Raw genomic sequence first — 25,843 nt, 5'->3', positions numbered from 1 at the left:
TAGAGTAGTTACGCCAATCCTGCCTAAAATGGTAGGATTGGCGTAATATAATGGCGCAGATATGCTGGTTATGGGCAAGCTTATGAGAATTCCTACATTACTAATAATCACTTTGCTCCTGTCTTCTTTCTTAGAGAAGAAGAATGGTACAGTCATCGACATTGCGGCAACTTTTACAAGCTGGAACAAGGCGACAATTGCTTCCCTGCGCCAACAATCTAAAACCAAAGAACAAACAAAAATTATTGGCTATTACAAGAACCGCCTTGACGCTTTCTATGCATACATAAACATTAAATCAGACAGTCAATTAAATAAAGGCTACATTCGATATAAGTTTTTAGATTTAGTAAAGGATAAACTAATGAAGAAAGATGTTTTCATTATCGAAGCAAATACGTCGGGTGAAAAAGTTGACATACGAACTATTTTACTATACCCAACTGCGATTAACAAAACGCATATTGAAGTCTATCGATACAGTCTTCAAGGTTGGAGATGGGATACAGCAATCGAAAACTACGATCTTTCAGCGGATATTGCACTTCTTAATGGTAGGGTGAAGTGGGCAAAAGGTTTTAATCATGATGACGTAACTATATCTCATTTCCGTAATGGGAAGGTGCAATCATCAGAATTTTTTCTTTTTGGCACACTGGCAAATGAAAAAATCAAGAAAGTCGTTTCACTTAGATAACAAAACCAGCCCATAACAGAGCGTTTGTAAAAGAGTGCTCGATTGAACAACAAAACATTATTCAACGATAAAGCAAACGTGAAGCTGAAGTTCTCGAAATGCCACTCCTTCACAAACGCTTTGAACGTCAATACATACCTTCAAAATCATGATAGCCAATCAATTAAACATAATGATCAGTTTATAAAACCAAACGCCCTTAAATTTATACAATCCAAGGGCGTTTTGCTATTAAAAGTCTCCTTTAGGGGATTTAAGGGTTACACGTTAAATCTAAAGTGCATAATATCACCATCTTCTACTACATAAGCTTTACCTTCTACACCTAATTTACCTGCTTCTTTACAAGCATTTTCAGAACCTAAGGTTACGAAATCGTTATACTTAATTACCTCTGCACGAATGAAACCTTTTTCAAAATCGGTATGGATTACACCTGCAGCTTGTGGCGCCGTGAAGCCTTTGGTAATTGTCCAAGCTCTTACTTCTTGTACACCAGCAGTGAAATAAGTATATAAATCTAACAAACGGTAAGCAGCTCTAATTAGTTTCGCTACACCAGACTCATCTAGACCTAAATCTTGCAAAAAGATCTGACGCTCTTCGTAATCTTCCAATTCGGCAATTTCCGATTCGATTTTAGCAGAGATAATCAATACTTCAGCATTCTCGTTAGCTACAGCAGCTTTAACTTTATCTACATAAGCGTTTCCAGTTACTACAGAAGCTTCATCTACATTACAAACGTACATTACTGGTTTTTGCGTCAACAAACCTAATCCACCAATAAATTCGAAATCTTCTACAATTAAGTTTGCAGAACGAACAGAATTACCAGTTTCTAAGTGGTCTTTCACTGCAGATAAGATATCAAATTCCTTCTTTGCATCTTTATCGTTCTTTGCTTGCTTTTCTATCTTTTGGATACGCTTAGTAACCGTATCCAAATCTTTTAACTGTAACTCGGTATCGATAATTTCTTTATCACGTATAGGATCTACAGAACCATCTACGTGGATGATATTTCCGTCATCAAAACAACGTAAAACGTGGATAATAGCATTGGTAGCTCTGATGTTACCCAAAAACTGGTTACCTAAACCCTCTCCTTTCGAAGCACCTTTCACTAAACCAGCGATATCAACAATTTCGATCGTATTAGGAACTACACGTTGTGGTTTAACCAGTTCTGTTAATTTGTTTAAACGCTCATCTGGAACGGTAATTACGCCAACATTTGGTTCTATTGTACAGAAAGGGAAGTTAGCAGATTGTGCCTTCGCGTTAGATAAACAGTTAAATAAAGTCGATTTACCTACGTTCGGTAAACCTACTATACCACATTGTAATGCCATTATATTTAAGATTTTAGATTTACGATTTTAGATTGTTGTTCGCAATCTAAAATCAAGGCGCAAAGATAGCAATAGATTTATGATTATTTCAATCCAAATGAACCAATGAGCAATTGAACTAATGAACATTTAAAATAAATCCCTAGCTTAGCACTTGAAATACAAAACAATGGAAGATCAAGAGCAGTTTCAAGACCTAGAAAATCAAAAACACCCTCAGCTAATCGTAACAGAAGATATGCGTAGTTACATCTACGATATGGCCAAATGGGCGAATTTCTTAGGAATTGTAGGCTTTGTAATTTCAGCGTTTTTATTACTTGCAGCATTAACCGTTGGACCAACCATCAATGCCAACCCTGAAATGGCTAAAATGTTGGGACAATTAGGCGCTATGGATGGCACTACCATTTCTATCGTATTTTTATTCTATGGTTTATTGATCTTCTATCCTAGTCTTTTAATGGTACGCTATGCGATGAAAGCCAAACAAGGTGTGCTATACGGAGAACAAGAAAATTTGAACGAAGCCATGAACAGATTAAAATCGCTTTTTAAATACTTTGGCGTATTAGCAATTGTATTTGTAGGCCTTTACGTTGTCACGTTATTCTCAGCAGTTTTAGGTGGAATTTAGATCTTAGTGATACTTTTCCATGCCTTTTGCTGGTTCCCACTTACTTTTAGGCTCGAAATAGTTCCAAAGCATTTTACTCAAATTGCGCACTAGCACTTCGCCTTCATTGTCGTATTGCCACCTAGTATCTTTCTGGTTTTTAGTAGTGATGCAGAAAACGTAGTCGCCGTGCGGTGCATTTACCAAAACAACTTCAGACCGAGATGCGTTAACAGCACCCGATTTAGAAGCTACTTGAACGTAAGGTGGAATTTCGGACAATGCTTCCTTATCATAATAAATACGGATCAGGTTTCTGTAAATACGCTCAGAAGCTGCCGGGCTAATCATCTTGCCGTCTCTAATTAAGGTCAGTAAAGTTGCCATTTCTCTTGGCGTGGTTTGCCCCCAGCCATATTTACGCTGATTAGCTTGGCGGTTCGGAGTTCTAGAATTTACTCGTGTATGTTGCAAGCCGTACTGTTCCATCAGTTGGTTGATAGCCACACCAGTTCCAGCTAAACTTTGGCACCATAAACTTGCCGTATTATCGCTCGTAGTAATCATCAGCATTAACACTTTAGTTAGCCAAATTTTCTCTCCATTTTTAAACGAACCAAGAATATCCTCACCAGCATAAAGCAAACTGTCTTTATAAGTTAACTGCGCTTTATAATCTAATTCGCCTTTCTCAATTTTATCAAAAACACCGCAAGTGATCGGCACTTTGATCATACTTGCCGTTGGAAAAATGGTATCAGCATTTAGCGCAGCTATTTTTCCCGTTTTTAAGGATTTCACATAGATCCCCACATCGCCATTAAAACCTTTGGCTAAATCGGCGATCATTTTATCGAGCTTGGCATCTACCTTTTCCGTTTGAGCAAAAGCAGTGAAGGATATTAAACAGGCTACAAAAAATACGGATAACTGTTTCATAATTTTTGGGAGTTTTCTTTGCCACAGAGACACAGATGAATTTATTTATATTTTAAAATAGGAATAAATTCATCAAAAAAATCAAGTCCTAATCTGTGTATCTGTGGCTAAAAATTTGGCGATTTGTTTAAACAAAAAATCCTTCCCAATTGGGAAGGATTATATGATTGGTAATCTTATTCTTAGAATGAAAAATCGTCATCAGCTTTTGCTGCATATTCTGGATTTTCAGAGAATTCGTAGCGTTTTTCTACAACTTCTTGGCGAGATTTGATATACTCTACTGTTTCAGTTAAACCTTCTGTAAATTTTTCGAAATCTTCTTTGTACAAGAAAATTTTGTGTTTTACAAAAACGCCATCTTCTAATCTTTTCTTACTCTCGGTTAACGTAAGGTAATAATCACCTGAACGTGTAGCTTTTACATCAAAAAAATAAGTACGCTTACCAGCTCTTACTTTCTTTGAAAAAACCTCTTCTCTCTCTTTGTTGTCGAAATCTCCCATTTTAATTATTGTGTGTAGTGGTTTTGGTTGCGGTAAATATAATGTAATAATTCCCAACTTTCAAAATAGAAATAACAGTAAATGTTGATTTATTTTGATATTTTATAAATTTTCTTCTTCTAAAAGCTGATTTTGATACAGCTCTGCATAAGCTTTGCCCAAGTTCAACAACTCTTGATGGGTACCCTCTTCAATAATTTCGCCATTATCTAGAACCAAAATCTTATCTGCATTTTTTATGGTAGAAATACGATGGGCAATTAAAATACTTGTCCTCTCTTTCATCAAACGACCTAAATTACTTAGAATTTCTTCTTCGGTTTTGGTATCCACAGCAGAAAGACAATCGTCGAAAATGAGCATTTGTGGTTCTTTAATCAGTGCCCTTGCTATAGAAACACGTTGTTTTTGTCCGCCAGAGAGCGTAATACCACGTTCGCCCAACATAGTTTCAAATTGCTGATCGAAACCTACGACATTATAATAAACAGCCGCATCTTTTGCAGCTCGCTCAACTTGTGTATCATCTACGGCATCTAAACCAAAGGCGATGTTATTCTTAATCGTATCAGAAAACAGGAAAACTTCTTGCGGCACAAAACCAATTTGCGAACGGTAGGCCTGCAAATCAATTTTCTCTAGCTGTTTTCCATCGACTAAAATTTCTCCCATACTTACGTCGTACATCCGCATCAACAGATTTGCCAAGGTAGATTTGCCCGAACCAGTTTTACCAATAATGGCCAAAAACTGTCCTTGTTTCACTTCGAAACTGATGTTTTTCAAAGCCTCAATACCAGTATCCTGATAAGTAAAACTCACATTTTTGAAAGCTATATTTCCTTTCAGTGAAATTGGCTCGTTGCCCGTTACAATATCTGGCTTCAATTGTAAAAATTCATTAATTCGTTTTTGCGAAGCTTCTGCCCGTTGAATGAGCGTAGTAACCCAACCCAACATGGTTACAGGAAAGGTAAGTTGGTTAACGTAAACGATAAACTCGGCGATATTACCTGGCGTAATTGCCCCTTTAATTACCTGCTGCCCGCCAATGTAAATGGTTAAAATAGTACTTATACCAACTAGCAATAACATTGTAGGGTAGAAAAATGCCTGAACTTTAACCAAGCCCATCGAGTTTCTCTTGTAGGCATTACTTTCCTCCGCAAAAACTTCTTGTGCTTGGGCTTCTCGTACGTAAGATTTCATCACCCTAACACCCGAAAACCGTTCTTGTACAAACGAAGATAAACGGGATAATTGCTCTTGAATTTTTTCGCTTTTATGATTTATAATCGTATTCACATAGTAAATAGCAACCACCAAAATTGGTAGCGGCAACAATGCGTAAATAGCTAAAGTGCTGTTTACCGAAAACATGAAGTAGATCACCAGACAGAAAAGCACTGTTGTATTGATGGCGTACATAATCGCCGGACCAACATACATCCGTACCCTATTTACATCTTCTGTAGCGCGGTTCATTAAGTCGCCGGTGTTATTTCTACGGTAAAAACCTAAACTAAGTTTCTGATAGTGCGCATAAATATCATTTTTCATGTCGAACTCTATATGACGCGACATAAGGATGATGGTTTGGCGCATGAAAAACAGGAATAACCCTCTTAGTAAATACAGAAATAAGATCAGTGCACCGAAAAACAGCAGGCTATATCCGAAAATATCATATACAATTGTTTGCCTATCAAAACCATTATACAGCCTGTAAATGGCAATATTTTCTGTGATTAGATTAAAAGCGTGACCAATTACCTGCGCTGGCACAACTCCAAAAATATTAGAAATTACTACGAACAAAACACCTGGTAAAATTCTCCATTTGTATTTAACAAAATATTTATTGAGGTAAAAGAGGTGTTTCATGCGTAGCAAAGTTAAGATAATTGCTTTATTGTCGAATTGTTTTATTGTTGGAAGGTTGTAAAGTTAAGATACTTGGTTAACTGTTTAAATTGGTTATTTGGTTTAACTGTGATTGTAAACTTTAAACTGACAACAGCAAACTTATAAACTGTGAATTGTAAACTGACAACTGTAAACTGAGATTTGAAAACTGATAACTGACTACTTATTTAAAATCTGCTTAGCTTTAATCGTTTTTTTGTATTAGTTTTGCAGCGTACGTTTCAACGTTATTTGTATGCCGGAAATAAGTTCTTCTAATCAATCTATCTTAGAGCAATTAAGCCAATCTGGCCACAAAAAAGTGGTATTTTGCAACGATCCTACTACAGGATTGAAGGCTATCATCGCTATACACGACACTACTTTAGGCCCTGCTTTGGGCGGTGTTAGAATGTGGAACTACAACTCGGAAGCCGAAGCCTTAGAAGATGTACTTCGTTTATCTAAAGGAATGACCTACAAAGCGGCCATTGCGGGTTTAAATGTTGGTGGTGGTACAGCGGTAATTATCGGCGACTCAAGAAGACAAAAAACTGAAGCTTTAATGCGCAGTTTTGGGCGTTTCGTAAAAAACTTAAACGGAGAATTTATTGCTGGTGAAGATGTAGGCACAACTGTACGTGATATGGAGTATATCCGTATGGAAACACAACATGTTACTGGTGTTCCCGAGTCATTAGGCGGTGCTGGAAATCCTGCTCCGTATACAGCAAAAGGCGTTTACTTAGGTATTAAAGCTTGCGTTAAGGAGGTTTTTGGTACAGATGAGTTAGCTGGTCGTTCGGTAGTGGTACAAGGTACTGGTAATGTTGGAGAGCATTTAGTAGAGTTACTAAGAAATGACAACGTAGAGGTTTATGTTACCGATATTAACGAAGAGCGAATGCGAGTTATTGCTCGCAAATATAAAGCAAAGGCTATCGAGGCTGATAAAATCTTCAACATTGGTGCTGATATTTATGCCCCTTGCGCTTTAGGTGCTACCGTTAACGATAGAACATTAAAAACCATGAAGTTTGCTATCATTGCTGGTTCGGCGAACAACCAACTGGCAGACGAAAAAGTTCATGGTCAAATCTTGCATGATAAAGGAATTTTGTATGCTCCAGATTATCTAATTAACGCAGGAGGCATCATCAGTTGCTATTCGGAATTAACTGGCTTTGGCAAGAAACGCACCATACAGCTTACCGAAAACATTTACGAAGCTACCAGAGAAGTAATCAAGTTATCAAAATCAGAAAATATACCAACAAATTTAGCCGCATCGCGTATCGCTGAAAAGCGCATCGAAGATATTAAGAAAATCAAATCGTCATATTAATTAATTTTATACAAACAATGCGGTTTAAACCGCACTCGTTCTTACATTCATGTTAAATAGAAGGCACTTAAGAATTAAAGCCCTGCAAAACATTTTCGCTTGGCACACTACTGAGAAGAGAGATACAGTTAGCGCTCAGAAAACGCTGATGAAAAGTATTGATGAAGTAAATCAGATGTACATTTCAATGCTGGCACTTATTGTAGATGTTACAGAGTACACTGCCAACGACGCTATCGAAAGAGCAAACAAACACTTGCCAAGCGCCGAAGATTTAAATCCAAATCAAAAATTACTTCACAACAAATTTGTTAATGTACTTAAGCATAACCCAGAGTATGTTGCTGCTGTAAATAAATATCAAATCAACTGGTTTTCTGACCCTGAGTTGGTGAAGGCTATCTTCAATAAATTAAAGGAGAGCAAAGAATACCAAGCTTATTTAGCGGAAGATTTTGAAGAAACCTTAGAAAGTTCAAAGGAAATCATCAAGTTCATTTTCCGTAAAATGTTGTTGAAAAACGTAAATGTTGTACAAGCTTTCGAAGATAAGTTTATCAATTGGCCAGTAGACCGTGAGGTCATGCAGGGAATGATTGCTAAAACTTTAAAGAATTTCGAGTCTGAAGATCCCCTGAAAAACAAACTAACCCCAATTAGTGCCGACTGGAGAGAAGATAGTACTTTTGTACAAGATCTTTTTGCTTATACGCTTAAAAACGATGACAAATATCAAGCATTAATTGCAGAAAGAACAAAGAACTGGGAATCGGAACGTATTGCATTAATGGATACTATTTTGATGAAAATGGCCATCTGTGAAATGATGAACTTCCCTTCTATCCCTGTTAAGGTAACGATTAACGAATACCTAGAATTATCAAAAGATTACAGTACTCCGAAAAGTAATACTTTTATAAATGGTATCTTGGACAAGATTTTAAACGATCTTAAGAAAAACAACAGTATTAAAAAATTAGGTAGAGGTTTAATAGAGGAATAGAAATTTTGAATGAGAAAATGGGTAATTAGGTTTGCAACTAAGCATCCTAAGCTACAACATTTCAACTTTCAAACTCCCTCAACAACAACGACAACACAATGAAAAAATTCTTTTTAATTGCTATTTGTGCAGTTGCGTTTAGCGCATGCCAAAACAAGACAACAGAAAGCGAAACAACTACTACAGACACTACATCTACAGGATCACCCGTAATTGCAGAGGCTGATGCACCAAAAGTACAAGTAGAAAAAGCGATATTTGAGTTTGGCGATATTAAACAAGGCGAAAAAGTAAGCTACGAATTCAAGTTTAAGAATGTCGGCAAAACACCTTTAATTATTACCAACGCATCTGCAACTTGCGGTTGTACCGTACCAGAGTATCCTTCGGCACCTGTTAAACCAGGAGAAGAAGGTATAATTAAGGTGGTATTTGATAGTGCTGGTAAGTTAGGTTTACAAGATAAAGTAGTAACTATTACATCTAATGCAAACCCAGCATTTGAGCAGTTACACTTAGTGGGCAATATCTTAGAGAAGTAGGCCAATTCTAACCTCACCAAGGGGAGGAACACTAAATGCAAACAACAAGACAATTAAAACAATTTAATCAGTTAAAACAATTAACCAAAAAATGATATCAACAGTAATTTTACAAGCAGGAGGTTCAGGAACACAAACATTAATTATGTTTGGTTTAATGGCAGTAGTGATGTATTTCTTCATGATCAGACCACAAATGAAAAAAGCAAAAGACCATAAAAAAATGGTTGAAGAGCTTAAAGTTGGCGATAAAATTGTGACGACTGCAGGTATTCACGGTAGAATTGTAGGTGCTGCAGAAACTACTTTCCTTATTGAAACAGAAGGTGGTGGTAAAATCCGTTTCGACAAATCTGCTATCTCTTTAGATGCTACAAAAGCTGCAGCTCCTAAAGCATAAAAACAAGCCACAGATACACAGCTTTTGTACTACATGATGTAACAAGATTTCTGTGCTATCATAAAATAGCGCCATTTCGATATATTCGGAGTGGCTTTTTTATTGTAATTTTACCATATGCCCTTTATTAAATTAACCAAGCTAGAGCAAAAGCGTTTCGGCGCTGTACTCATCTGCATGTTATGTGCGGTTGGCGCTTGGTTGTTTATGGCTTTAAACAAAAAATACCCGTATACCGTACAAACTGAACTTCTTTATAAAGATGAACCTCAGGGCAAGGCTTTTAAAGCGCTACAACCAGATACGGTTGACTTAAAAGTAGAAGGTACCGGTTGGCAATTACTTTTTGCGAGATTAAGGATTAAACCACCTTCCATTAATGTGAGTTTACAGAAGTTAAACAGTAGAAGCTATGTCGTCTTTTCAGAGCAATTAGATCAGATCAACAGACAACTTGAAACTTCTCAGCAAGTTATTTCGGTAAAGCCAGATACACTCTTTTTTGATTTCTCACGAAGAACGAATAAACGTGTTCCGTTAAAACTAATTTCGCAAATTGAATTTGCACCGCAACACGGAATTGCTAGAGAAATTAAGTTGACACCTTCTTACGTTAATATTTCTGGTCCACAGGAAGAATTAGAAAAGATACACATTTGGCATACAGACAGCTTAAAGCTTACTGATATCAAAGAAAGTGTTGAAACCAGGGTAAATGTGCTTAGAAATGCCATCAGTAATGTGAGCATTTACCCTAACAATGTTGGTGTAAAACTCACTGTAGATGAGTTTACGGAGAAAACAATTGAGGTACCTTTAACTATCCTTAATAACAAAGAATATTATGATGTAAAATTGTACCCTAAAAAAGTTAAGATTACATTATTAGTTGCCTTATCTAATTACGCAAAGGTCGATAATTCATTGAAAGCTGTCGTAGATTTAAATGAATGGAAAGTTTTAAAGCACACTAAACTTTCTGTAAAGGTGACTACCTTACCAGAGTTCTCAAAATTGGTAAGTATTTCTCCCAGTAATGTAGATTTTATCATCGAAAAATAATGCTAAAAATTGGAATAACTGGCGGAATTGGAAGTGGAAAAACAACTATCTGTAGAGTTTTTGAAACTTTAGGCATTCCTATTTTTTATGCTGATACCGTAGCAAAGCAAATTATGACCACCGACAATATTTTAATGGATGGTGTGAGAGATACTTTTGGATCGGAGAGCTATCTGGAAGGCAATATCTTAAACAATAAGTATATTGCCAACATCGTATTTAATAATGAGGCAGAATTAATGAAACTAAATGCTTTGGTACACCCTGCTGTATTTAGAGCTTTTGATAAATGGGACGCCAAACTACCTAAACACCTACCCTATTCTATTAAAGAAGCTGCGCTTTTGTTCGAAAGTGGTTCTTACGAAATGTGCGATAAAAACATCTTGGTGACATCGCCACACGCTTTAAAAATTGAAAGGGTTACCAAGAGAGATAAAGTAAGCGAAGAGCAAGTATTGGCCAGAATGGGCAAGCAATTTACCGACAAACAAAAGTTGAAATTAGCTGATTACTTTATTGAGAACAGTGAAAGTAAATCTATTATCCTCCAAGTTTTAGATTTGCACCAAGAGTTTTTAAAAATTAAATAGGCTTCGACACGCATCAAAACCTACCAATACAATCAATGACCAACCATATACTTCAAGATTTTATTACCCTAACCAAAACTGGACTATATTGCAGTTACGGCAACTTCTATTTAGATCCACAAGAACCTGTAGTCGATGCGGTTATTTCTCATGCTCATGGAGATCATGCAGTAAGCGGCAATCAAAACGTTTATTGTACCAAAGCCACTCAGCTTTTTATGCAGCATCGGTATAAGAAATTCGCCGCAGCAAATTTTGAGATCCAAGACTATCGTCAAAAATTTGATCTCAATGGTGTTAAGATTAGTTTCTACCCTGCTGGACATATTCTTGGCTCCGCAATGGTTTTAATGGAACATCAAGGTATCAGATATTTATACACTGGCGATTACAAAATTGAACCAGACAGCACTTGCGAACCTATTGAATTTGTGGAAGCAGATGTATTGATTACAGAAACAACATTTGCTGATCCGAATGTTACTCATCCAAATGCGGAAGACGAAATTAAGAAGCTAAATGCCGTGAATAGCAACATCATGTTGGGCGCTTATGCCCTCGGAAAAAGTCAGCGTTTAATTTCGCTAATCAATAAACATTGCCAAGACAAAAAAATACTTGTTCATCATAATGTGATGCCATTCGTAAATATTTACGAGGAATTAGGCATATCACTCGGCAATTATCAAGTTTACGACAGAAAAATAATGAAGCAAAACTTGGAAGGCAACATCTACCTAGTTCCACCAATGGTTTTTAACAGCTACATACGAGCCATTAACGTAGTTAGAGTTTTTGCCACAGGGTGGAAGTATTTACAACAAGGCAATGGCATACATCTTTATATTTCCGATCACGTAGACTGGAACGGTATTATCACAACCATCAACGAAGTTAAACCAAAAGAAGTGTGGACTTTACACGGCGACGGGAAACAGTTGAAAGACCATTTTAAAGACCAGCTTGCCGTAAAAATATTAAACTAAAATCCAGTAGATTGTTCTATTATTTAAACAATGAAAGAAGGCGAAGATTTCTATTTTAATGAAGACGGACTGATGGTGTTTACCGCAGCGTATCATTTAAAGCGAGGTTATTGCTGTAAAAATAAATGCAAACATTGCCCTTGGAATTACGGCAAAAAGAAAGACAAAAAAGGATAGTATAGCCTATCGAAGAGAACAATTAATAAAGACCACCCTCAGGGAAATCGCTCTTAATAACAATTTTGGCTAAAGCCTTGTTTGTTTGCCTAAATATCCGTCCCATAAATGGGACGGCAATGAACCGACATAAGACAATTAATTGCCGTTTGGCTTCAGCCAACGGACTATATAAAAGATTACAATATGGCTTTAGCCAAATCCTTTTTGATTTCTAAAAAGCGATTTCCCTGAAACCATCCCCAATTAAAATTAATTATCATCTAAAAATAGGTATATTTATGAAGCATGCTTTGTAAATACTTGTTTACCATATCGCTAATATTTATCTCTATAAAACTAAACGCACAAAAAGTTGGGTTGGTTTTTAGCGGCGGTGGTGCAAAGGGGCTTGCTCACATTGGCACACTAAAAGCACTTGAAGAAAACAACATCCCAATAGATTACATCACTGGAACATCTATGGGCGCTATCGTTGGCGCAATGTACGCTTCTGGCTATTCACCAGATCAAATTGAAAAAATAGCATTAAGTAATGATTTTCAAGACTGGGTAAGCGGTCGCTACCAAAGCGATTACAGCTATTACTTTCAGAAATCGACACCAAACCCTTCGATGCTAACTGCAAAAATGGCAATTGACACTAGTTTACGCCTGAGTTTCCGCCCTAATTTAGTTAACGACATTCCGCTTAATTTTGCTTTGTTAGAACTCTTTTCGCAGGCATCGGCTACTGCAAAAGATAATTTCGATAACTTATTTGTACCCTACCGCTGCATGGCTTCAGATATTTTATCTCAAAAAAGTATTACGGTAAGTAAAGGTAGTTTGGCAGAAGCTGTGAGGGCAAGTATGACTGTTCCTTTAATTTACAGACCAATAAAATTAGATGAGAAGTTTGTATTTGATGGCGGCATTTACAATAATTTCCCAGCAGATGTAATGCAGAAGGAATTTAAACCAGATTTCATTATTGGCGCAAATGTATCATCTAAAACCTTTAACGAATATCCGAAAGACGACGATCGGCTGATGAACAGATTTCTAGTTTATATGTTCCTCTCCAAATCGGATTCTACCTTAGTTGGAGAAAACGGAATTTATATAGAACCCAACCTATCCGATTTCAGTTCTACTAATTTTTTGCCTGTTGCCGAGTTAATTAAACAAGGCTATGATGCCACGATAGCCGAAATGGATAAAATAAAGGCTTCTATCAAACGTAGGGTTGACACCAAAGAATTGTTAAAAAAACGGATAAGCTTTAACCTTAAAAAATCTGAATTGGTATTTAGCAACGTTTTGGTACGAGGCGTAAATGCGCAACAGCGAAAATATGTTGAACGCCTATTTAAAAGCGACAATGAAAATTTTGATTTAAACGATATCAAAAGAGGTTATTACAAATTGGTAGCCGATGAAGTTTTTGAAGCGATTTATCCAAAGATTACCTACGACGCCCCTACCGATAGCTACAATTTTGAAATTATAGCACAACCTAAAAAAAGTTTAAAAATTGATTTTGGGGGAAACATCTCAACCCGACCTATTAGCAATGTATTTTTAGGGGTACAGTACAACTACCTTAACCGCAGGGCATATACATTTTCATCTAATTTCTATTCTGGTCGTTTTTACGAATCGGTGCAACTAGGCGGCAGAATAGATTTCCCTACTAAATTACCACTTTTTTTAGGTGGTGAGCTTACTTACAATAACTGGAATTACTACAATACAAGTAAGATTTTCGTAGAAAACCCTACACCAGTTTACATTGACCAGGCCGACCGTAAAATAGATTTGAAATTTGGGATGCCACTTAACCGTAATGCAAGAATTATCATTAACGCTGCATTCATCAACAATAGTGATAATTATAGTCCAACTGGGAATTTTAATGTTGGTGATGTTTTAGACAAGACCATTTTTAATGGGTTTAGAACTGGAATTACTTTTGAAAAGAATTCGCTAAACCGTAAGCAATATCCAACTGCGGGCAGAAACATTTCGGTTAACGTGAACTACACCACCGGAAGAGAGAATTACTACCCTGGCAATATTCAAGCGAATAGTTTTGGGCCAAGCATGGCGCCTAATATTAAACGAAACTTAAGACAATGGATACAGGCTAAATTTAGTTACGAAAACTATTTCTTACATACCAAAAATTATAGTTTAGGCTATTTAGCCGAAGTTGTGGCCTCAAATCAGTCTTTGTACAGCAATTATTACTCAACTTTATTAGCTGCGCCAGCATTTTACCCACTGCAAGATAGCAGATCATCGTTTTTGGAACATTTTAGAGCTTTCAATTACGGAGCCGCCGGCGTTAAAAATATTATCAACCTGCAAAGAAAATTTGATTTTCGTGTAGAAGGTTATGTATTTTTACCGTATCAAGAGTTTAAAAAAATTGGGCTGCAACAGATTGGTTTCGAAAAGGAATTAAGTAGATTGCGTTATGCGGGTACGGCAGGCTTGGTTTATCAATCGCCGTTGGGACCAGTTAGTTTAAGCTATAATTTGTACGACGAGCCGAAACGTAGGCACGGCGTACTGTTGCACATTGGATATTTAATTTACAATAAAAGATCTTTAGAATAGTATTTATGCGATTAGTTGTTTTATTCTGCCTGTTTTTATCATCAAGCCTAGCATTTGCGCAAACATCAGGTATTAATAATTTCATTGTAAAAGAAAGTCTGCTAAAGAACAGCAAAATAGCAATTATAGCTGCTGATAGTTTAGAAAATCCAATTGAGGAAGTTAACGGGAGTTACAGCTTTACGGTAAGCGGATTTGCGCAACAACTGACCTTTACCAATGGTATTGCAATCTTACCTTTAACGATAGAAAAATCGACCTTTGTTTACATTAAGCACCAAAATGATAATGGTACGCACAGCAAATTGCTTTACGTGTACAAAAAAGATGGCGATTTAAATCCAATTACCATTAGTAGGATGTTCTTCATCATTATTCCACTAGTAATCATCTTACTGGCCTTTGCGTTCAAGAAGTTCATTTACATGGCAGTGGTGCTGTTTCTAATCTTCTTTTTCTTTAGCTATAGCAACGGTCTAAACATTTCAACTTATTTCGAAACGATATTTGATTACCTAAAAAACCTCATATGAGGGTTAACTGATTAACTGAGAAAGAAAAAAATATTGATTAAAACGGCATACCGATACCAAAATTGTATTGCATAAAGCGATATCTATCTGGACTGTGCGTACTAAAGTAATTTGCTTTGAAAGCTTTACCGCCGTTAATGAATTTACCGATTACCCATTGTTCGTCACCATCAAACTGAGGATCTTTCAATTTCAAACCGATATCGAACCTGAATACGAAAAACTGAACGTCATATCTAAATCCTAAACCTGTACCCAGTGCTATTTGCTGCCCTAACTTGTCGAATTTGAAATTGGTTTCTGGCTGAGGGTTGTTAGGAGAAATATTCCAAATGTTACCTGCATCTAAAAAGGTTGCGCCGCTCAATTTTCCTCCAAAAAAGCGTCTAACCAATGGAAAGCGATATTCCAAGTTTCCTTCTAAACGCATTTGCCCTAATTGGTCTATGCCAAAAGTTGCAGCCCTACCTTCTGGAGTAGTAATTACTTCTCCTCTATTGTAGTTCCCTGGGCCTAGCGTTCTAGCCTGCCAAGCTCTTACGCCACTAGATCCACCAGCAAAAAATAACTTTTCAAAAGGCATATCTGTAGAATTGCCATAAGCATAGCCGATGCCCGTGTTGATTCTTGCCACCAACTGCGATTCGGCTCCCAAGCTCTTATACCAGCGTATGTCTAACTCCGGGCGCACATATTGATTGTACGGCAAACCTAGCACTCTTCCAAAATCGTCTTGAGCAGGATTATGCCTATTACCCATCAGCCTAGAAATACCCTGCAATAGGTTGCCTGCAATGTCTATGTTTCCTCTAAAATAAATGAAACTTCTATTTTGCAAGAGTTTGTCTGCATTTAGGGAGTAAGCATATTTCATACCTAAGGTGAAATCTTTACGCCCAAGCACTAAAAGGCTATAAAGATTGTTTAACGCCGTTACAATGTTGTCCACGTTGTTTGTATCCAAAAGAACACTACCAAAGCGATACTCAAAATTCAATGGCGTAAATGAGTGTAATTTAGATTTTGTTTCTACCCAATCATAAGTAATGGAGTTGATAAAAATTCTACGTACCGTGATATCCTTTTGTAATGCATATAAGTAGCTACTCGCAAATGTAGTGTACGGAACGCCATTTTTACCCATCAAAGGAATCCTGAAAGGCACCATTAAACGCGGAACGGTTAAACTTGCACTAACCGAAAAGTCCCTTTGGTAAATATCTGAGAATATAGAGCCAATACTGTTAAGCCTCGATTGCATCCCCCCTTTTACCTGTAGCTGAAAACGCTCACCACCTCTCAGAAAGTTATTATTGGTATAGGTATTACTCAGCGTAAACCCGACTGTCGCATCGTTAAAAGGTATTTCACCCTCAATCCTGTTACTCATACGCTTTTGCGGAATAAGCAAAATAACAGGATTAACTACACCAGCTGTATCCTTATTTTTTAGGTAATCGATTTTTACATTTTTAAAGATATTGAGGTCGTACAGTCTATCGTAAGTCAAAGTTTCATTATCGATATTGTAGTTTTCGCCATACCTTATAAAATTATAACGGGTGATAGGGTTTCGTCGAAACTTGCCCGATAGATCAGTATAACGTAGTCCATTAAAACTTCGCTTATTTAAGGTAAGTGAGTCTGTAAAACCATCGCTATTTGGTGCAACAATGATATTTGTTTCACCTATTTTATAAATCTGATGTTTGTTAATGGTACTATCTAAAGGCTCGTCGATGATCAATTTTACGCTTACCTTATTATTGTTCTGATTAGAATCTGGAGAAAATCTCACATAAGGCCTTACAAAATCATAGTAGCCATTTTGACGCATCAATTTATAAATTTCTTCCCTTTCAGTAGATAAAGAATCTTCATCATACTGCATTCCTTCCCGCAAATGCGAAAACTTATCTTTTGAACCAAAGTATAATGATTTAACAGCTTCATCGGGTATTTCATGGGTAATTTTATTAACCATAAAAGGCTCACCCGTATTGGCGGTAAAGGTTAAAGTAGCCTTTTTGTCCTTCACTTCAATTTCAGATTTTACCTTGGTGTTAAAGAAGCCCTTACTTTTAAAAAACTTTTCGATTTGAGTGCGAGAAATCTCTACCAGCGTGCTATCTAAAATTGGCGGCGGCGACCCTAAAGGTTTAATGTTCGTTTTGCGATACTTGCCATCTTTGGTATTGAAGACATTGTAAATGGCAACATTGATACCTAGCCCCTCCACAGGTTTGATATCTTTTTGTACATACATATACGCAGCCTCTTCATATTCCTTACCTACGCTATCTATATTTACCTTTTTAACAATGGCCTGATAGTCTTCAATATATTTTGTTGAAGCACACCCTGCTATAAAAACAAGAATAAATAGTAATATTGCAAGAAGTTGAATGTCCTGTTTATTGTAGTTTTTATATGCTTTCAAAATCTCAGATCAGTTTTATTAAATCGCTTCATCAAAAAAAGTACCGTAAAGAAAACGGAATTTTCATAATTGAAGGTATAAAATCTATTGTAGAATTTTTAAAATCTGATTATCAACTACATAGCATTTACTACACTCCAAAAATATCGGCTACTTTACCTAAAGTTAGTGCAAATATAAACTTATTTGAAGTAACAGAAACCGAGTTGCAAAAGATCAGTACACTACAAACGCCACAAAGTATATTGGCTTTAGTACACATTCCTCTTGTAAAGGAGATTAATTTTCAAGATCTTAAAAATCAATTCTCTTTAGTACTTGATGATGTGCAAGATCCGGGCAACTTTGGAACGATCATTAGAACCGCAGATTGGTTTGGCATTAAAAACATTATTTGTTCTGAAAATACGGTGGAAGCTTATAACCCAAAAACAGTTCAGTCTACCATGGGTTCGTTATGCCGAGTAACTGTACGTTATACCCAACTAAATGAGTTTTTGAAGGAAGCTAAATTACCTATTTATGGTGCACTTTTAGACGGACAGAACATCTATAAAACCCAATGGGAAAACGAAGGACTAATTTTATTGGGCAACGAAGGTCACGGTATTAGCAAAGAGTTGATAGCGAAAATCAGCGTTCCAATAACTATTCCTCGAATTGGAGCAGCTGAATCTTTAAATGTAGCGGTATCAGCAGCTATTTTCTGTAGCGAGATTAGTAGAGACCAGTAGCGGTTTCTAGTTCTCAGTTTGCAGTTTAATTAGGCTTAGCAAAATCTGTTGAGCTCGCTACCTATGAACAAATGAGTCATTGAACTAATGAACTACTGTACCATCGTCAAAAAATAATTGAACAATTTATCGCATATAGTTTGGAAGCTTATTTTTAATTGCTATTTTTGCAACCTTGAAAAGAAAGGTCGAGTGGCCGAGTGGCTAGGCAGAGGTCTGCAAAACCTTGTACAGCGGTTCGAATCCGCTCTCGACCTCAAGATTAAAATATTAATAAAGAAATAAAGCTTATTATCATGGCAGTTACCAGATTAAAAAGAAAAGACAGATACAATAAAACTGTTTCTCGTTTAGAAGTGAAAAATTTGAAATTGGCAACTAATCTAGAGTTAGGTAGCCGTTCTAAGCAATCTACAAAAGATCAATTAGCTAAAAACAATGCAGTATTAGCATCTTTAGCAAAATAATCTTTTCGAAAAGAAAAAAGGAAAGCCTCGATGTAAATCGGGGCTTTTTTCGTTTTACCATTCTGTGTTGGTTTCAAAAGCAATTATAAAATTGTAGTTTTAATTAACCAAATCAAAACCGAATGGAACAAAGTGCTTTATTAACGCTATTCTTGCCTATCGCCTTAGGTATCATTATGCTCGGCTTGGGATTGAGCCTCGTTATGAACGACTTTAAAAGAGTGGTACTTTATCCGAAAGCCGTTTTTATAGGATTGCTTTGCCAAATGGTGATATTACCCGTAGTATGCTTTAGCATTACCATTGCATTTAACTTGCCTCCAGCCCTTGCTGTTGGTTTAATGCTTTTGGCTGCATCACCAGGCGGAGCTACCGCAAATTTATTTAGTCATTTGGCCAAAGGCGATGTAGCACTAAACGTGACGCTAACCGCCGTAAACAGCGTACTTACCTTATTCACCTTACCTTTCATCGTGAATTTTGCTATTGCACATTTTATGCAAAGCGGACAGGTTGTACCAATGCAGTTTAGCAAGATTATTGAAGTCTTCGCTATTGTTTTAGTACCGGTTGGCATAGGAATGTTTATCAATCACAAAGCGCCTGCTTTTGCGAAAAGATTGGAAAAACCAGTTAAGATACTCTCAGCAATTTTTTTAGTGCTGATTATAGTTGGTGCCATTCTTAAAGAAAGGGCAAACTTTTTAGACTACTTTCAACAAGTGGGCCTGGCAAGTTTAGCTTTCAATGTGATTAGCATGGTGCTGGGTTATTTTATACCGATGCTATTTCAAATTGGCAAAAAACAGGCTATCGCAATTGGAATGGAGATCGGAATCCACAATGGTACTTTAGCTATTTACATCGCATTAAATGTACTTAACAATAGCGAGATGAGCATTCCGCCTGCTGTATATGGTTTGTTAATGTTTTTTACAGCGGCACTGTTTGGTTATATTGTTAGTAGAAATAACAAACAAAGCGTTTAAAGCGTTAGGCAAGCTGGTGGCTCACTTTTCCAATAAAGCTTTAGTTTTTCGAATGTAGCCATAGGCGATTTGAACCTTTTGCAGTCAACTTCCTTATTCGCTACACTGTCTGGATTTGGATTAACGCCTGCGTGCTTTCTAATTTCGTACTTCTTTTCGAGACACTTCACTACATTATTGTCAAGTAAATAACTGCGCTGTTCTGTGATCTGGTCACGTGTTGCACCGTCAGGCCCACTATCAAACGACCAACTCAAGGTTTTTTGATGTAAAAAGTAAAGGCTGCCGTCATTCAAAAAGTACTGATCTTCTGCTTCATGGTGGTCATACTCATGATATCGATGAACAACCATCATTAATTTTCCATTTTTTGTAAAATAATCTACAGTACCACCTTTTTCGCCATTACAATCATACTTAAACGAAGTTGAGTCTAAGGATCTATTCGCGTGCAGTTTGGTGACTTCCTGATAAGCATTTTGTATATCAGCTACGCTGTTAATTGTAGTCGTTACCTTAACGTCACTCGTATCAACCACTGTTTCACTTACTAAACTATCTTTTTGCTGCACTCGCTTTTCTTGATTTGAAGTACAAGATGCGAGCATAGCAATTGCTATCAAATATGGAATTACTTTCATTTTAGGTTCTAATGTTTGCTTTTACAAAACAGCACTCAGGGTGTTTTGTTCGATGTCTATGTGCAAACGAACCTAAGTAAACAGAATTTTAAATGTAGTACCTTCTCCCAAAGCACTTTCTACTTCTATGGTGTAGCCCATAGCTTCGATCTGATTTTTAGTGATGAAAAGCCCGAACCCTCTTGCATCGGCATTGCCATGAAAAGTCTGGTTTAAGCCAAACAGCTTGTCGCCATTCTTAGTTAAATCTATGCCTACACCATTATCTTTAATGCTAAAAATATAACCAGCACCAATAGGCTCACAACTAATTTCTATAATTGGTTTGCGCAGAGCGTGACTATACCTTAACGCGTTAGAAATTAAATTTAACAACACACTTTCTAAGTAAGCCTTGTTGAAATACACAAACACATCGTCTGCTAAACTAATAACCAATTCGGCATTTTTACTTAGTATTTGCGCCTCTTGAGTTTGTATAGCATTGTTCACATAAGCTAACAAATTCAAAGACTCTTTCACCATGTTGATACTAGTTTGAATATTGACAATGCTATTGAGGTTGTATAGTGTATCATTTAAATTAACCACAACTTTACGCATCAGCTTAATCATCTCATCTCGCTCTTCATGCGTATCTGCATTGCTAATTAAAGCACTAATACCATCAATGTTACTTGCATGAGAGCGCAAGTTGTGTGACACGATATATGAAAAATTGAGGAGTCGCTTATTTTGTTCATTCACAAGTTCGTATGATTTGTGCAGCGTCTCTTCCGCTTCCTTCAAAACAGTAATATCCATCATGATACCTCTTAACTTTTCAGGAGCTTCTATTCTTGGTTCTAATGTCAAGGTGTCGCGTATCCAAACAACAGAACCATCTTTGGCGATCATTCTGTATTCATGCTCGTGATGTTTCCTAAGAAACAGTTCGTTCTCTAAATAAGTTATAACTCTATCTCGATCATCTGGGTGAAGCTTTTTAATAAAAAATCCTAGCTCAGAACTCCATTCATCAGGTGTGTAACCCAAAATATCAAACACTTTGCTGCTTACAAAAGTATTTGCGAAATTGTCTTGTATAGATGCTTCCCAAACAATACCTTCAATTGAGTTCACCAACTCTTCAATGTGCTTCTGCGATGCAATCAATTTCTCTTCATACGCCACTTGGCGGGTAATATCGTCTATAATAATGATATGGTTACTTGGAGGCTCCCCTTCATTCCACAACGGACTTATAATGGCATTAGCCCAAATCACTTCTCCCTTTTTATTGATGTACCTACGGATAGAAGAAAACTGCTTAATTTCGCCGCTTAGTAAACGTTTAAAACTATGAGCATCGCCAGCTAGGTCATTGCTATGTATAAGGGTTTTAATCTTTTTGTGCGTAAGCTCAGCACTCGAATACCCTAACAAATCGCACAAAAAAGCATTAGCTTCTAAAAACTCCCCAGTAATAGAATTTACCCTTCCAATGCCAATTGCAGCATGGTCAAAGATGGTTTTATATTTACTTTCGGCAGTAAATAACATATCAGCCTGCTTGTCTAAGGTTACATACAGCTGTGCTTGCTTTTTCAAAAGTCGCAGCAAAAGATAAGCAGCTAACACCGAAACAAGCACACCAAAAACAGCTAAAGAACCCAACTGGTAATCCGCATAAATTGGACGGATATCGGTAAGATAAATTTTCCAATCTCCTTCTTCAAAAACCTTGCTCTTATAAGCGTTAGCAATGTTTATTCCTCCAGGCAAGAAATATTCCTCGATACCCGTTAGCTGGTTTACTTTAGAAAATTGAAATTTATAATATTGCTGATTTGCATTATCAATTCCGGCAGCTTTTAGAAGCTCATCTAGTTTAATTACTACCGCCGAAAAACCCCAAAATTTAGTATCGATGTAAAGCGGTAACCTACCAATAACGCCCTCTCCCCCTTGCACTAGCGTTACCGGCCCTTGAAAGTAAATCTTCTTTGTTGTTATTGCCCTTTTTGCTGCTGCCGAGTTTACATCTTCCAGCTTAAACAAATCTAAACCTAAAGCTTGCTCATTTCCCTCCAGCGGGTAGGTATACTTAATTACCCCATTTGGCACTAACTGAACGGCTTGCAAATATGGATTTCCTTTTATAATCTCGGCTGCTACGGCATTAAAGTTTCGCGGCTTTCCAGATTGATCTAGTGTTAGCGCTAAGGTTAATGTAATATTCTGACTGTTTTTGAGCAATTGCTGTAACCTCAACTCAACACTTTCTAACATTATATCTATTCCCTTTTCACGATTTTCTTTAACAATAAGATAACGTTGCTGAGCAATTAGTGAAATAATAGAAATAAGTACTACGAAAAAAAGGGAAGCCGAAAGCTTTGGATGTAAAATGAACCAATTGGTCTTAATAGGCTGCTTAGCACTGATGGGCATTAGATATGCTATTTCTGGTTGTTATTAGTTTAGTTGATGCAAACTTAAATCTTTATCAGTCAATTTATTTGATGCAAACCAACAAAATAAAGTGACGATAATCATTAAGCCAAAATAAGATTAAGAAATGATTAACTGAAATAAAATAATAAAGACGTAATTATTACAGCATAATGAAATAAAAAACCCAAAGAAGGTCGCAACATCTTTGGGCTAATACGAGTTGTTTAAATAAATTTTGACTGAACTAACTTAACACAAAACGTAATACAAATGTATGACAAAAATTGAGAACAAAAACAAACTACAACTTCTTCAACAAACTTTGTGCTTTATCATACTGTACCGCTCCGTCAGGAATTTTCTCTAACCAAAACTTAACATCTGCTTTTTTATTCTCTTTCAAATAGCTCATAGCCATGGCGTAAGCAGCATCATATTTATAAACAGATTGTCCTTTAAATAAATCTTCTAGCATCACCCTACCCTTAGCAAGCTCATTGGTTTCTACTAAACTTACCCCATAATAATAGGCCACCATTGCATTCGCAGGATCAGCGGCGTTCAGTTTTGCTAAAGCAGCTTTGGCTTCATTATACTTTTGGGCATTAAAAAATGTTGCAGCTTTGTCCAACTCACTCACTTCTACCCCACGTTCGGTCACATTCATTTGTGATGTAGTATGAAATTGCTCATACAAATCACCTTTCCATGGCGACCAAATAAACAAACCAATGATTAAAACCGCAGCTGCCGAAGATATCCACTTCAAATGAGAGCTCAGCTTTAGCACTTTTGGTTGCTCTGCCTTAAAATGATCGTCGTTTAGCCTATCTAACGTTTCTTCCAAAGCTTTCCTGCCCTGGTCATCGGCCAGTTCCATTTGCAAGCTACTATGTATATCATAATAGTCGGCAAGATATTGCTTCAGTTCTTCATCCTGCGTTAAAAGGTTTTCGAACTCCAAGCGTTCAGCTTCGTCCAAATCTCCCTCCACGTACTGGGCTGTCCATAAAATTTTGTCCTCAGTCATTTTTTCTATCGATTAATTTAACCAAGCTCGCCATACATTCCGATTTCTTCTTTCTCAAGTAACCATAGGTTACGCCTAAAGCCTCTGCAACTTTTTCTTGCGCTTCGCCCTTCATGCTCCATCTAATGATTTCTTTGCAACGTTCGCCCAATTTCTCAAAAGCTTTTAGAAACAAAGCCGACTGTTCCTTTTGTGCTTCTAAAATTTCGGCCTGTTCAAATGTATCCTCGCCAATATGTAATAAATCGTCTTCGCCTTTTGTTACCGGGTTAATCGATCTTTTTTTCAGCTCGTTAAGCCACTTTCGCTTACATATCAATAGCAAAAATGGCTCAAAAGGGCACGTGAGTTCTAAATTCTTATATTTCGCCTGGTTGTAGATATCTACCAAAGCCTCCTGAAAAATATCCGCAGCATCGTCGGCACTGCCGTTATTAAACAGCACAAACGATTTCACTTTACCAGAACATTTCTTATAAATTTCGTTCACCAAAGCCACCTCATTGTTAAGCAGCGCAGTTACATAACGTTGGTCTTCATGTACTTTTTTGGTCATCGATCGTTGATTTACCTAAAAGTAGAATTTATTAGGGAAAATGAAAAAGTTTTGATTGATTATTAGAAAAGCACTGACAGAAACACGAGCAACCGATAGTCCCACTTTCGCTCATAGTCCTCTCCCGATAAAATCGGGATGCGGGCTAATCCGCTCAATTGGGTTTAGCTTACATAAACCTGTGCACAACACTTCCAAAATAAACCCGGTAGCAGCGAGCGGATACCGATTTTATCGGTAGTAGCGAATAACGGGGCTTTGATAACCTAACAGCAGCAAAACTGCTTTCCTAATTTCAATTAATCAGATTACAAGGCCGCTTTAACCAAATACGGTAAGATTTCTTTTTGAAAGGTTACAAAGTTCTTGCGCACATCGGCATCGCTTACAGAAGTAAACGCAAAAGAGAAAACGATACTTTTACTAGCTTTTAGCAAAAATGCCAATCCGCCACGTTTAGCAGGGTTATTTTTGAAATGATCTAGCTCAAGGTAGGCCGACAGTAAAAGTGCCTCTAGTTGATCTGATAAATGTTTTAAGAATTCTTGAGAGTTTGCGTTCTCACGTACAAAGTCCCAACCAATAAATTCATTGCAAACCGTGAAAGACAAACGGCAAGTCTTCATCACCAATGCCTTTAAATGCTCCTCTTCGTTGGTAAATTGTGCTTTATTAGACAAAATTCCATGAAGGTTCACATCTAGATAATCCATTAAAATAAAATCGAGTATCTGCTCTTTGCTTTCGAAATATTTATAGATCGTAGCTTTTGCAATGCGTGCTTTCTTAGCAATTTCGTTGACGCTGGTTTTGTGATAACCATACTTCCTAAACAGCTCTTTGGCAGCTCTGAGTATACTTTCTTTTATTTTTTCTGGTTCCATTAATTTCTAACTTGTATAGTACCACCAGCTACAGCAACGCTATATCTTTTCAGCGCTATTTTTGCAGGTGATTTTTGCGGACTGCCATCGAGCAATAAGAATTTAGCCCCAGTACATGGATCAATAGCCGTAATCCCATTATCCTCGGGTGTTACGGCACAGGCTTTTTCAGGATTAACCGTGCTACAACGGTCAAAAGCTACATATCCGTTAAAAGTTTTAACAATCATTAAACCGGCTACACCCTTATTTGGCACCAATAAAACGTTGTTAGTAGCCGTAATTCCAAATTCAACAATGGTTACGTTGTGAGTTACAGGATAATCGGGCACAAAGTTCTCTTCCTTTCCACAAGATGCAAAAAGCAGAAAAATCAATGCTATGCCCGATAATCTTTTCATTT

26 protein-coding genes and 1 tRNA gene are annotated in these 25,843 nt (G+C 37.0%); 16 read left to right on the top strand and 11 right to left on the bottom strand.

What is annotated here, in order from left to right; genetic code table 11:
* Window positions 1–70 precede the first annotated feature (70 nt).
* Window positions 71–697, top strand: a complete 627-nt coding sequence (locus AC23ME_RS20390) for a hypothetical protein (RefSeq protein WP_487729578.1) — start codon at window positions 71–73, stop codon at window positions 695–697.
* 260 nt (window positions 698–957) lie between these two features.
* Here the strand turns inward: AC23ME_RS20390 and ychF are convergent, their stop codons facing one another.
* On the bottom strand, window positions 958–2,052 hold the full coding sequence (gene ychF, locus AC23ME_RS20385; RefSeq protein WP_487729577.1) for a redox-regulated ATPase YchF: 1,095 nt from the start codon (window positions 2,050–2,052) through the stop codon (window positions 958–960).
* A 169-nt stretch (window positions 2,053–2,221) separates the two neighbouring features.
* Here ychF and AC23ME_RS20380 point away from each other — a divergent pair, with 169 nt between their 5' ends.
* On the top strand, window positions 2,222–2,689 hold the full coding sequence (locus tag AC23ME_RS20380) for a DUF5362 family protein (protein WP_487729576.1): 468 nt from the start codon (window positions 2,222–2,224) through the stop codon (window positions 2,687–2,689).
* Window positions 2,690–2,692: 3 nt separating this feature from the next.
* Here AC23ME_RS20380 and AC23ME_RS20375 read toward each other — a convergent pair whose 3' ends face one another.
* The 3 genes from AC23ME_RS20375 to AC23ME_RS20365 all read right to left on the bottom strand — a co-directional run bounded on the left by AC23ME_RS20375 (window position 2,693) and on the right by AC23ME_RS20365 (window position 5,997).
* The gene (locus tag AC23ME_RS20375; protein WP_487729575.1) at window positions 2,693–3,607 is read right to left on the bottom strand and encodes a serine hydrolase; all 915 of its coding nucleotides are present in this window, start codon (window positions 3,605–3,607) and stop codon (window positions 2,693–2,695) included.
* Between the two features lie 182 nt (window positions 3,608–3,789).
* The gene (locus AC23ME_RS20370) at window positions 3,790–4,113 is read right to left on the bottom strand and encodes a DUF3276 family protein (protein ID WP_487729574.1); all 324 of its coding nucleotides are present in this window, start codon (window positions 4,111–4,113) and stop codon (window positions 3,790–3,792) included.
* Window positions 4,114–4,215: 102 nt separating this feature from the next.
* Complete coding sequence (locus AC23ME_RS20365) at window positions 4,216–5,997, bottom strand: ABC transporter ATP-binding protein (RefSeq protein WP_487729573.1); 1,782 nt, start codon at window positions 5,995–5,997, stop codon at window positions 4,216–4,218.
* Between the two features lie 277 nt (window positions 5,998–6,274).
* Between AC23ME_RS20365 and AC23ME_RS20360 the strand changes: the two genes are divergently transcribed.
* The 10 genes from AC23ME_RS20360 (at window position 6,275) to AC23ME_RS20315 (ending at window position 15,263) form a co-directional block, all read left to right on the top strand.
* Window positions 6,275–7,363 carry a Glu/Leu/Phe/Val family dehydrogenase gene (locus AC23ME_RS20360; RefSeq protein ID WP_487729572.1) on the top strand — a complete coding sequence of 363 codons (1,089 nt, stop codon included), beginning with the start codon at window positions 6,275–6,277 and terminating at the stop codon, window positions 7,361–7,363.
* Window positions 7,364–7,412: 49 nt separating this feature from the next.
* The gene (gene nusB / locus AC23ME_RS20355; RefSeq protein ID WP_487729571.1) at window positions 7,413–8,366 is read left to right on the top strand and encodes a transcription antitermination factor NusB; all 954 of its coding nucleotides are present in this window, start codon (window positions 7,413–7,415) and stop codon (window positions 8,364–8,366) included.
* Between the two features lie 98 nt (window positions 8,367–8,464).
* On the top strand, window positions 8,465–8,908 hold the full coding sequence (locus AC23ME_RS20350) for a DUF1573 domain-containing protein (protein ID WP_487729570.1): 444 nt from the start codon (window positions 8,465–8,467) through the stop codon (window positions 8,906–8,908).
* Between the two features lie 91 nt (window positions 8,909–8,999).
* The gene (yajC, locus tag AC23ME_RS20345; protein ID WP_487729569.1) at window positions 9,000–9,308 is read left to right on the top strand and encodes a preprotein translocase subunit YajC; all 309 of its coding nucleotides are present in this window, start codon (window positions 9,000–9,002) and stop codon (window positions 9,306–9,308) included.
* A gap of 117 nt (window positions 9,309–9,425) precedes the next feature.
* Window positions 9,426–10,370, top strand: coding sequence for a YbbR-like domain-containing protein (locus AC23ME_RS20340; protein WP_487729568.1), 945 nt, complete (start codon window positions 9,426–9,428; stop codon window positions 10,368–10,370).
* Window positions 10,370–10,963 carry a dephospho-CoA kinase gene (gene coaE / locus AC23ME_RS20335; RefSeq protein ID WP_487729567.1) on the top strand — a complete coding sequence of 198 codons (594 nt, stop codon included), beginning with the start codon at window positions 10,370–10,372 and terminating at the stop codon, window positions 10,961–10,963. The genes AC23ME_RS20340 and coaE overlap by 1 nt, the downstream gene beginning before the upstream one ends.
* Before the next feature lie 35 nt (window positions 10,964–10,998).
* Window positions 10,999–11,949, top strand: a complete 951-nt coding sequence (locus tag AC23ME_RS20330) for an exonuclease (RefSeq protein WP_487729566.1) — start codon at window positions 10,999–11,001, stop codon at window positions 11,947–11,949.
* Window positions 11,950–11,979: 30 nt separating this feature from the next.
* Complete coding sequence (locus tag AC23ME_RS20325) at window positions 11,980–12,126, top strand: C1orf53 family protein (RefSeq protein ID WP_487729565.1); 147 nt, start codon at window positions 11,980–11,982, stop codon at window positions 12,124–12,126.
* Between the two features lie 288 nt (window positions 12,127–12,414).
* Complete coding sequence (locus AC23ME_RS20320) at window positions 12,415–14,730, top strand: patatin-like phospholipase family protein (protein WP_487729564.1); 2,316 nt, start codon at window positions 12,415–12,417, stop codon at window positions 14,728–14,730.
* A 5-nt stretch (window positions 14,731–14,735) separates the two neighbouring features.
* A complete protein-coding gene (locus tag AC23ME_RS20315) occupies window positions 14,736–15,263 on the top strand; it encodes a hypothetical protein (RefSeq protein ID WP_487729563.1) in 528 nt (175 codons plus the stop codon).
* Window positions 15,264–15,300: 37 nt separating this feature from the next.
* Here the strand turns inward: AC23ME_RS20315 and tamL are convergent, their stop codons facing one another.
* The gene (gene tamL / locus AC23ME_RS20310) at window positions 15,301–17,703 is read right to left on the bottom strand and encodes a translocation and assembly module lipoprotein TamL (RefSeq protein WP_487729562.1); all 2,403 of its coding nucleotides are present in this window, start codon (window positions 17,701–17,703) and stop codon (window positions 15,301–15,303) included.
* Between tamL and AC23ME_RS20305 the strand changes: the two genes are divergently transcribed.
* The 4 genes from AC23ME_RS20305 (at window position 17,694) to AC23ME_RS20290 (ending at window position 19,893) form a co-directional block, all read left to right on the top strand.
* Window positions 17,694–18,437 carry a TrmH family RNA methyltransferase gene (locus AC23ME_RS20305; RefSeq protein WP_487729561.1) on the top strand — a complete coding sequence of 248 codons (744 nt, stop codon included), beginning with the start codon at window positions 17,694–17,696 and terminating at the stop codon, window positions 18,435–18,437. The genes tamL and AC23ME_RS20305 overlap by 10 nt on opposite strands.
* 186 nt (window positions 18,438–18,623) lie before the next feature.
* Window positions 18,624–18,694, top strand: a tRNA-Cys gene (locus AC23ME_RS20300).
* Between the two features lie 39 nt (window positions 18,695–18,733).
* Window positions 18,734–18,904 (top strand): spore protein, encoded by a 171-nt coding sequence (locus AC23ME_RS20295; protein WP_113639047.1) that lies wholly within the window; start codon window positions 18,734–18,736, stop codon window positions 18,902–18,904.
* A 122-nt stretch (window positions 18,905–19,026) separates the two neighbouring features.
* On the top strand, window positions 19,027–19,893 hold the full coding sequence (locus AC23ME_RS20290) for a bile acid:sodium symporter family protein (RefSeq protein WP_487729560.1): 867 nt from the start codon (window positions 19,027–19,029) through the stop codon (window positions 19,891–19,893).
* On the opposite strand, the gene AC23ME_RS20285 is transcribed toward AC23ME_RS20290, so the two are convergent.
* The 6 genes from AC23ME_RS20285 to AC23ME_RS20260 form a co-directional block, all read right to left on the bottom strand.
* A complete protein-coding gene (locus AC23ME_RS20285) occupies window positions 19,890–20,534 on the bottom strand; it encodes a hypothetical protein (RefSeq protein WP_487729559.1) in 645 nt (214 codons plus the stop codon). The genes AC23ME_RS20290 and AC23ME_RS20285 overlap by 4 nt on opposite strands.
* Before the next feature lie 72 nt (window positions 20,535–20,606).
* Window positions 20,607–22,967, bottom strand: a complete 2,361-nt coding sequence (locus AC23ME_RS20280; protein ID WP_487729558.1) for a PAS domain S-box protein — start codon at window positions 22,965–22,967, stop codon at window positions 20,607–20,609.
* Window positions 22,968–23,271: 304 nt separating this feature from the next.
* Window positions 23,272–24,000: an anti-sigma factor family protein gene (locus tag AC23ME_RS20275; protein WP_487729557.1), complete on the bottom strand. Its 729-nt coding sequence runs from the start codon at window positions 23,998–24,000 to the stop codon at window positions 23,272–23,274.
* Window positions 23,993–24,556, bottom strand: a complete 564-nt coding sequence (locus AC23ME_RS20270; RefSeq protein ID WP_487729556.1) for an RNA polymerase sigma factor — start codon at window positions 24,554–24,556, stop codon at window positions 23,993–23,995. Before AC23ME_RS20270 ends, AC23ME_RS20275 begins: the two co-directional genes overlap by 8 nt.
* Window positions 24,557–24,864: 308 nt before the next feature.
* On the bottom strand, window positions 24,865–25,440 hold the full coding sequence (locus AC23ME_RS20265) for a TetR/AcrR family transcriptional regulator (protein WP_487729555.1): 576 nt from the start codon (window positions 25,438–25,440) through the stop codon (window positions 24,865–24,867).
* Window positions 25,440–25,841 carry a Rieske (2Fe-2S) protein gene (locus AC23ME_RS20260; protein WP_487729554.1) on the bottom strand — a complete coding sequence of 134 codons (402 nt, stop codon included), beginning with the start codon at window positions 25,839–25,841 and terminating at the stop codon, window positions 25,440–25,442. Before AC23ME_RS20260 ends, AC23ME_RS20265 begins: the two co-directional genes overlap by 1 nt.
* Between the last annotated feature and the right edge of the window lie 2 nt (window positions 25,842–25,843).

Source organism: Pedobacter sp. T50_32, from assembly GCF_057652195.1.
The sequence above is the reverse complement of the archived record's forward strand: the minus strand, read 5'-3'. Positions and strand labels throughout refer to the sequence as shown.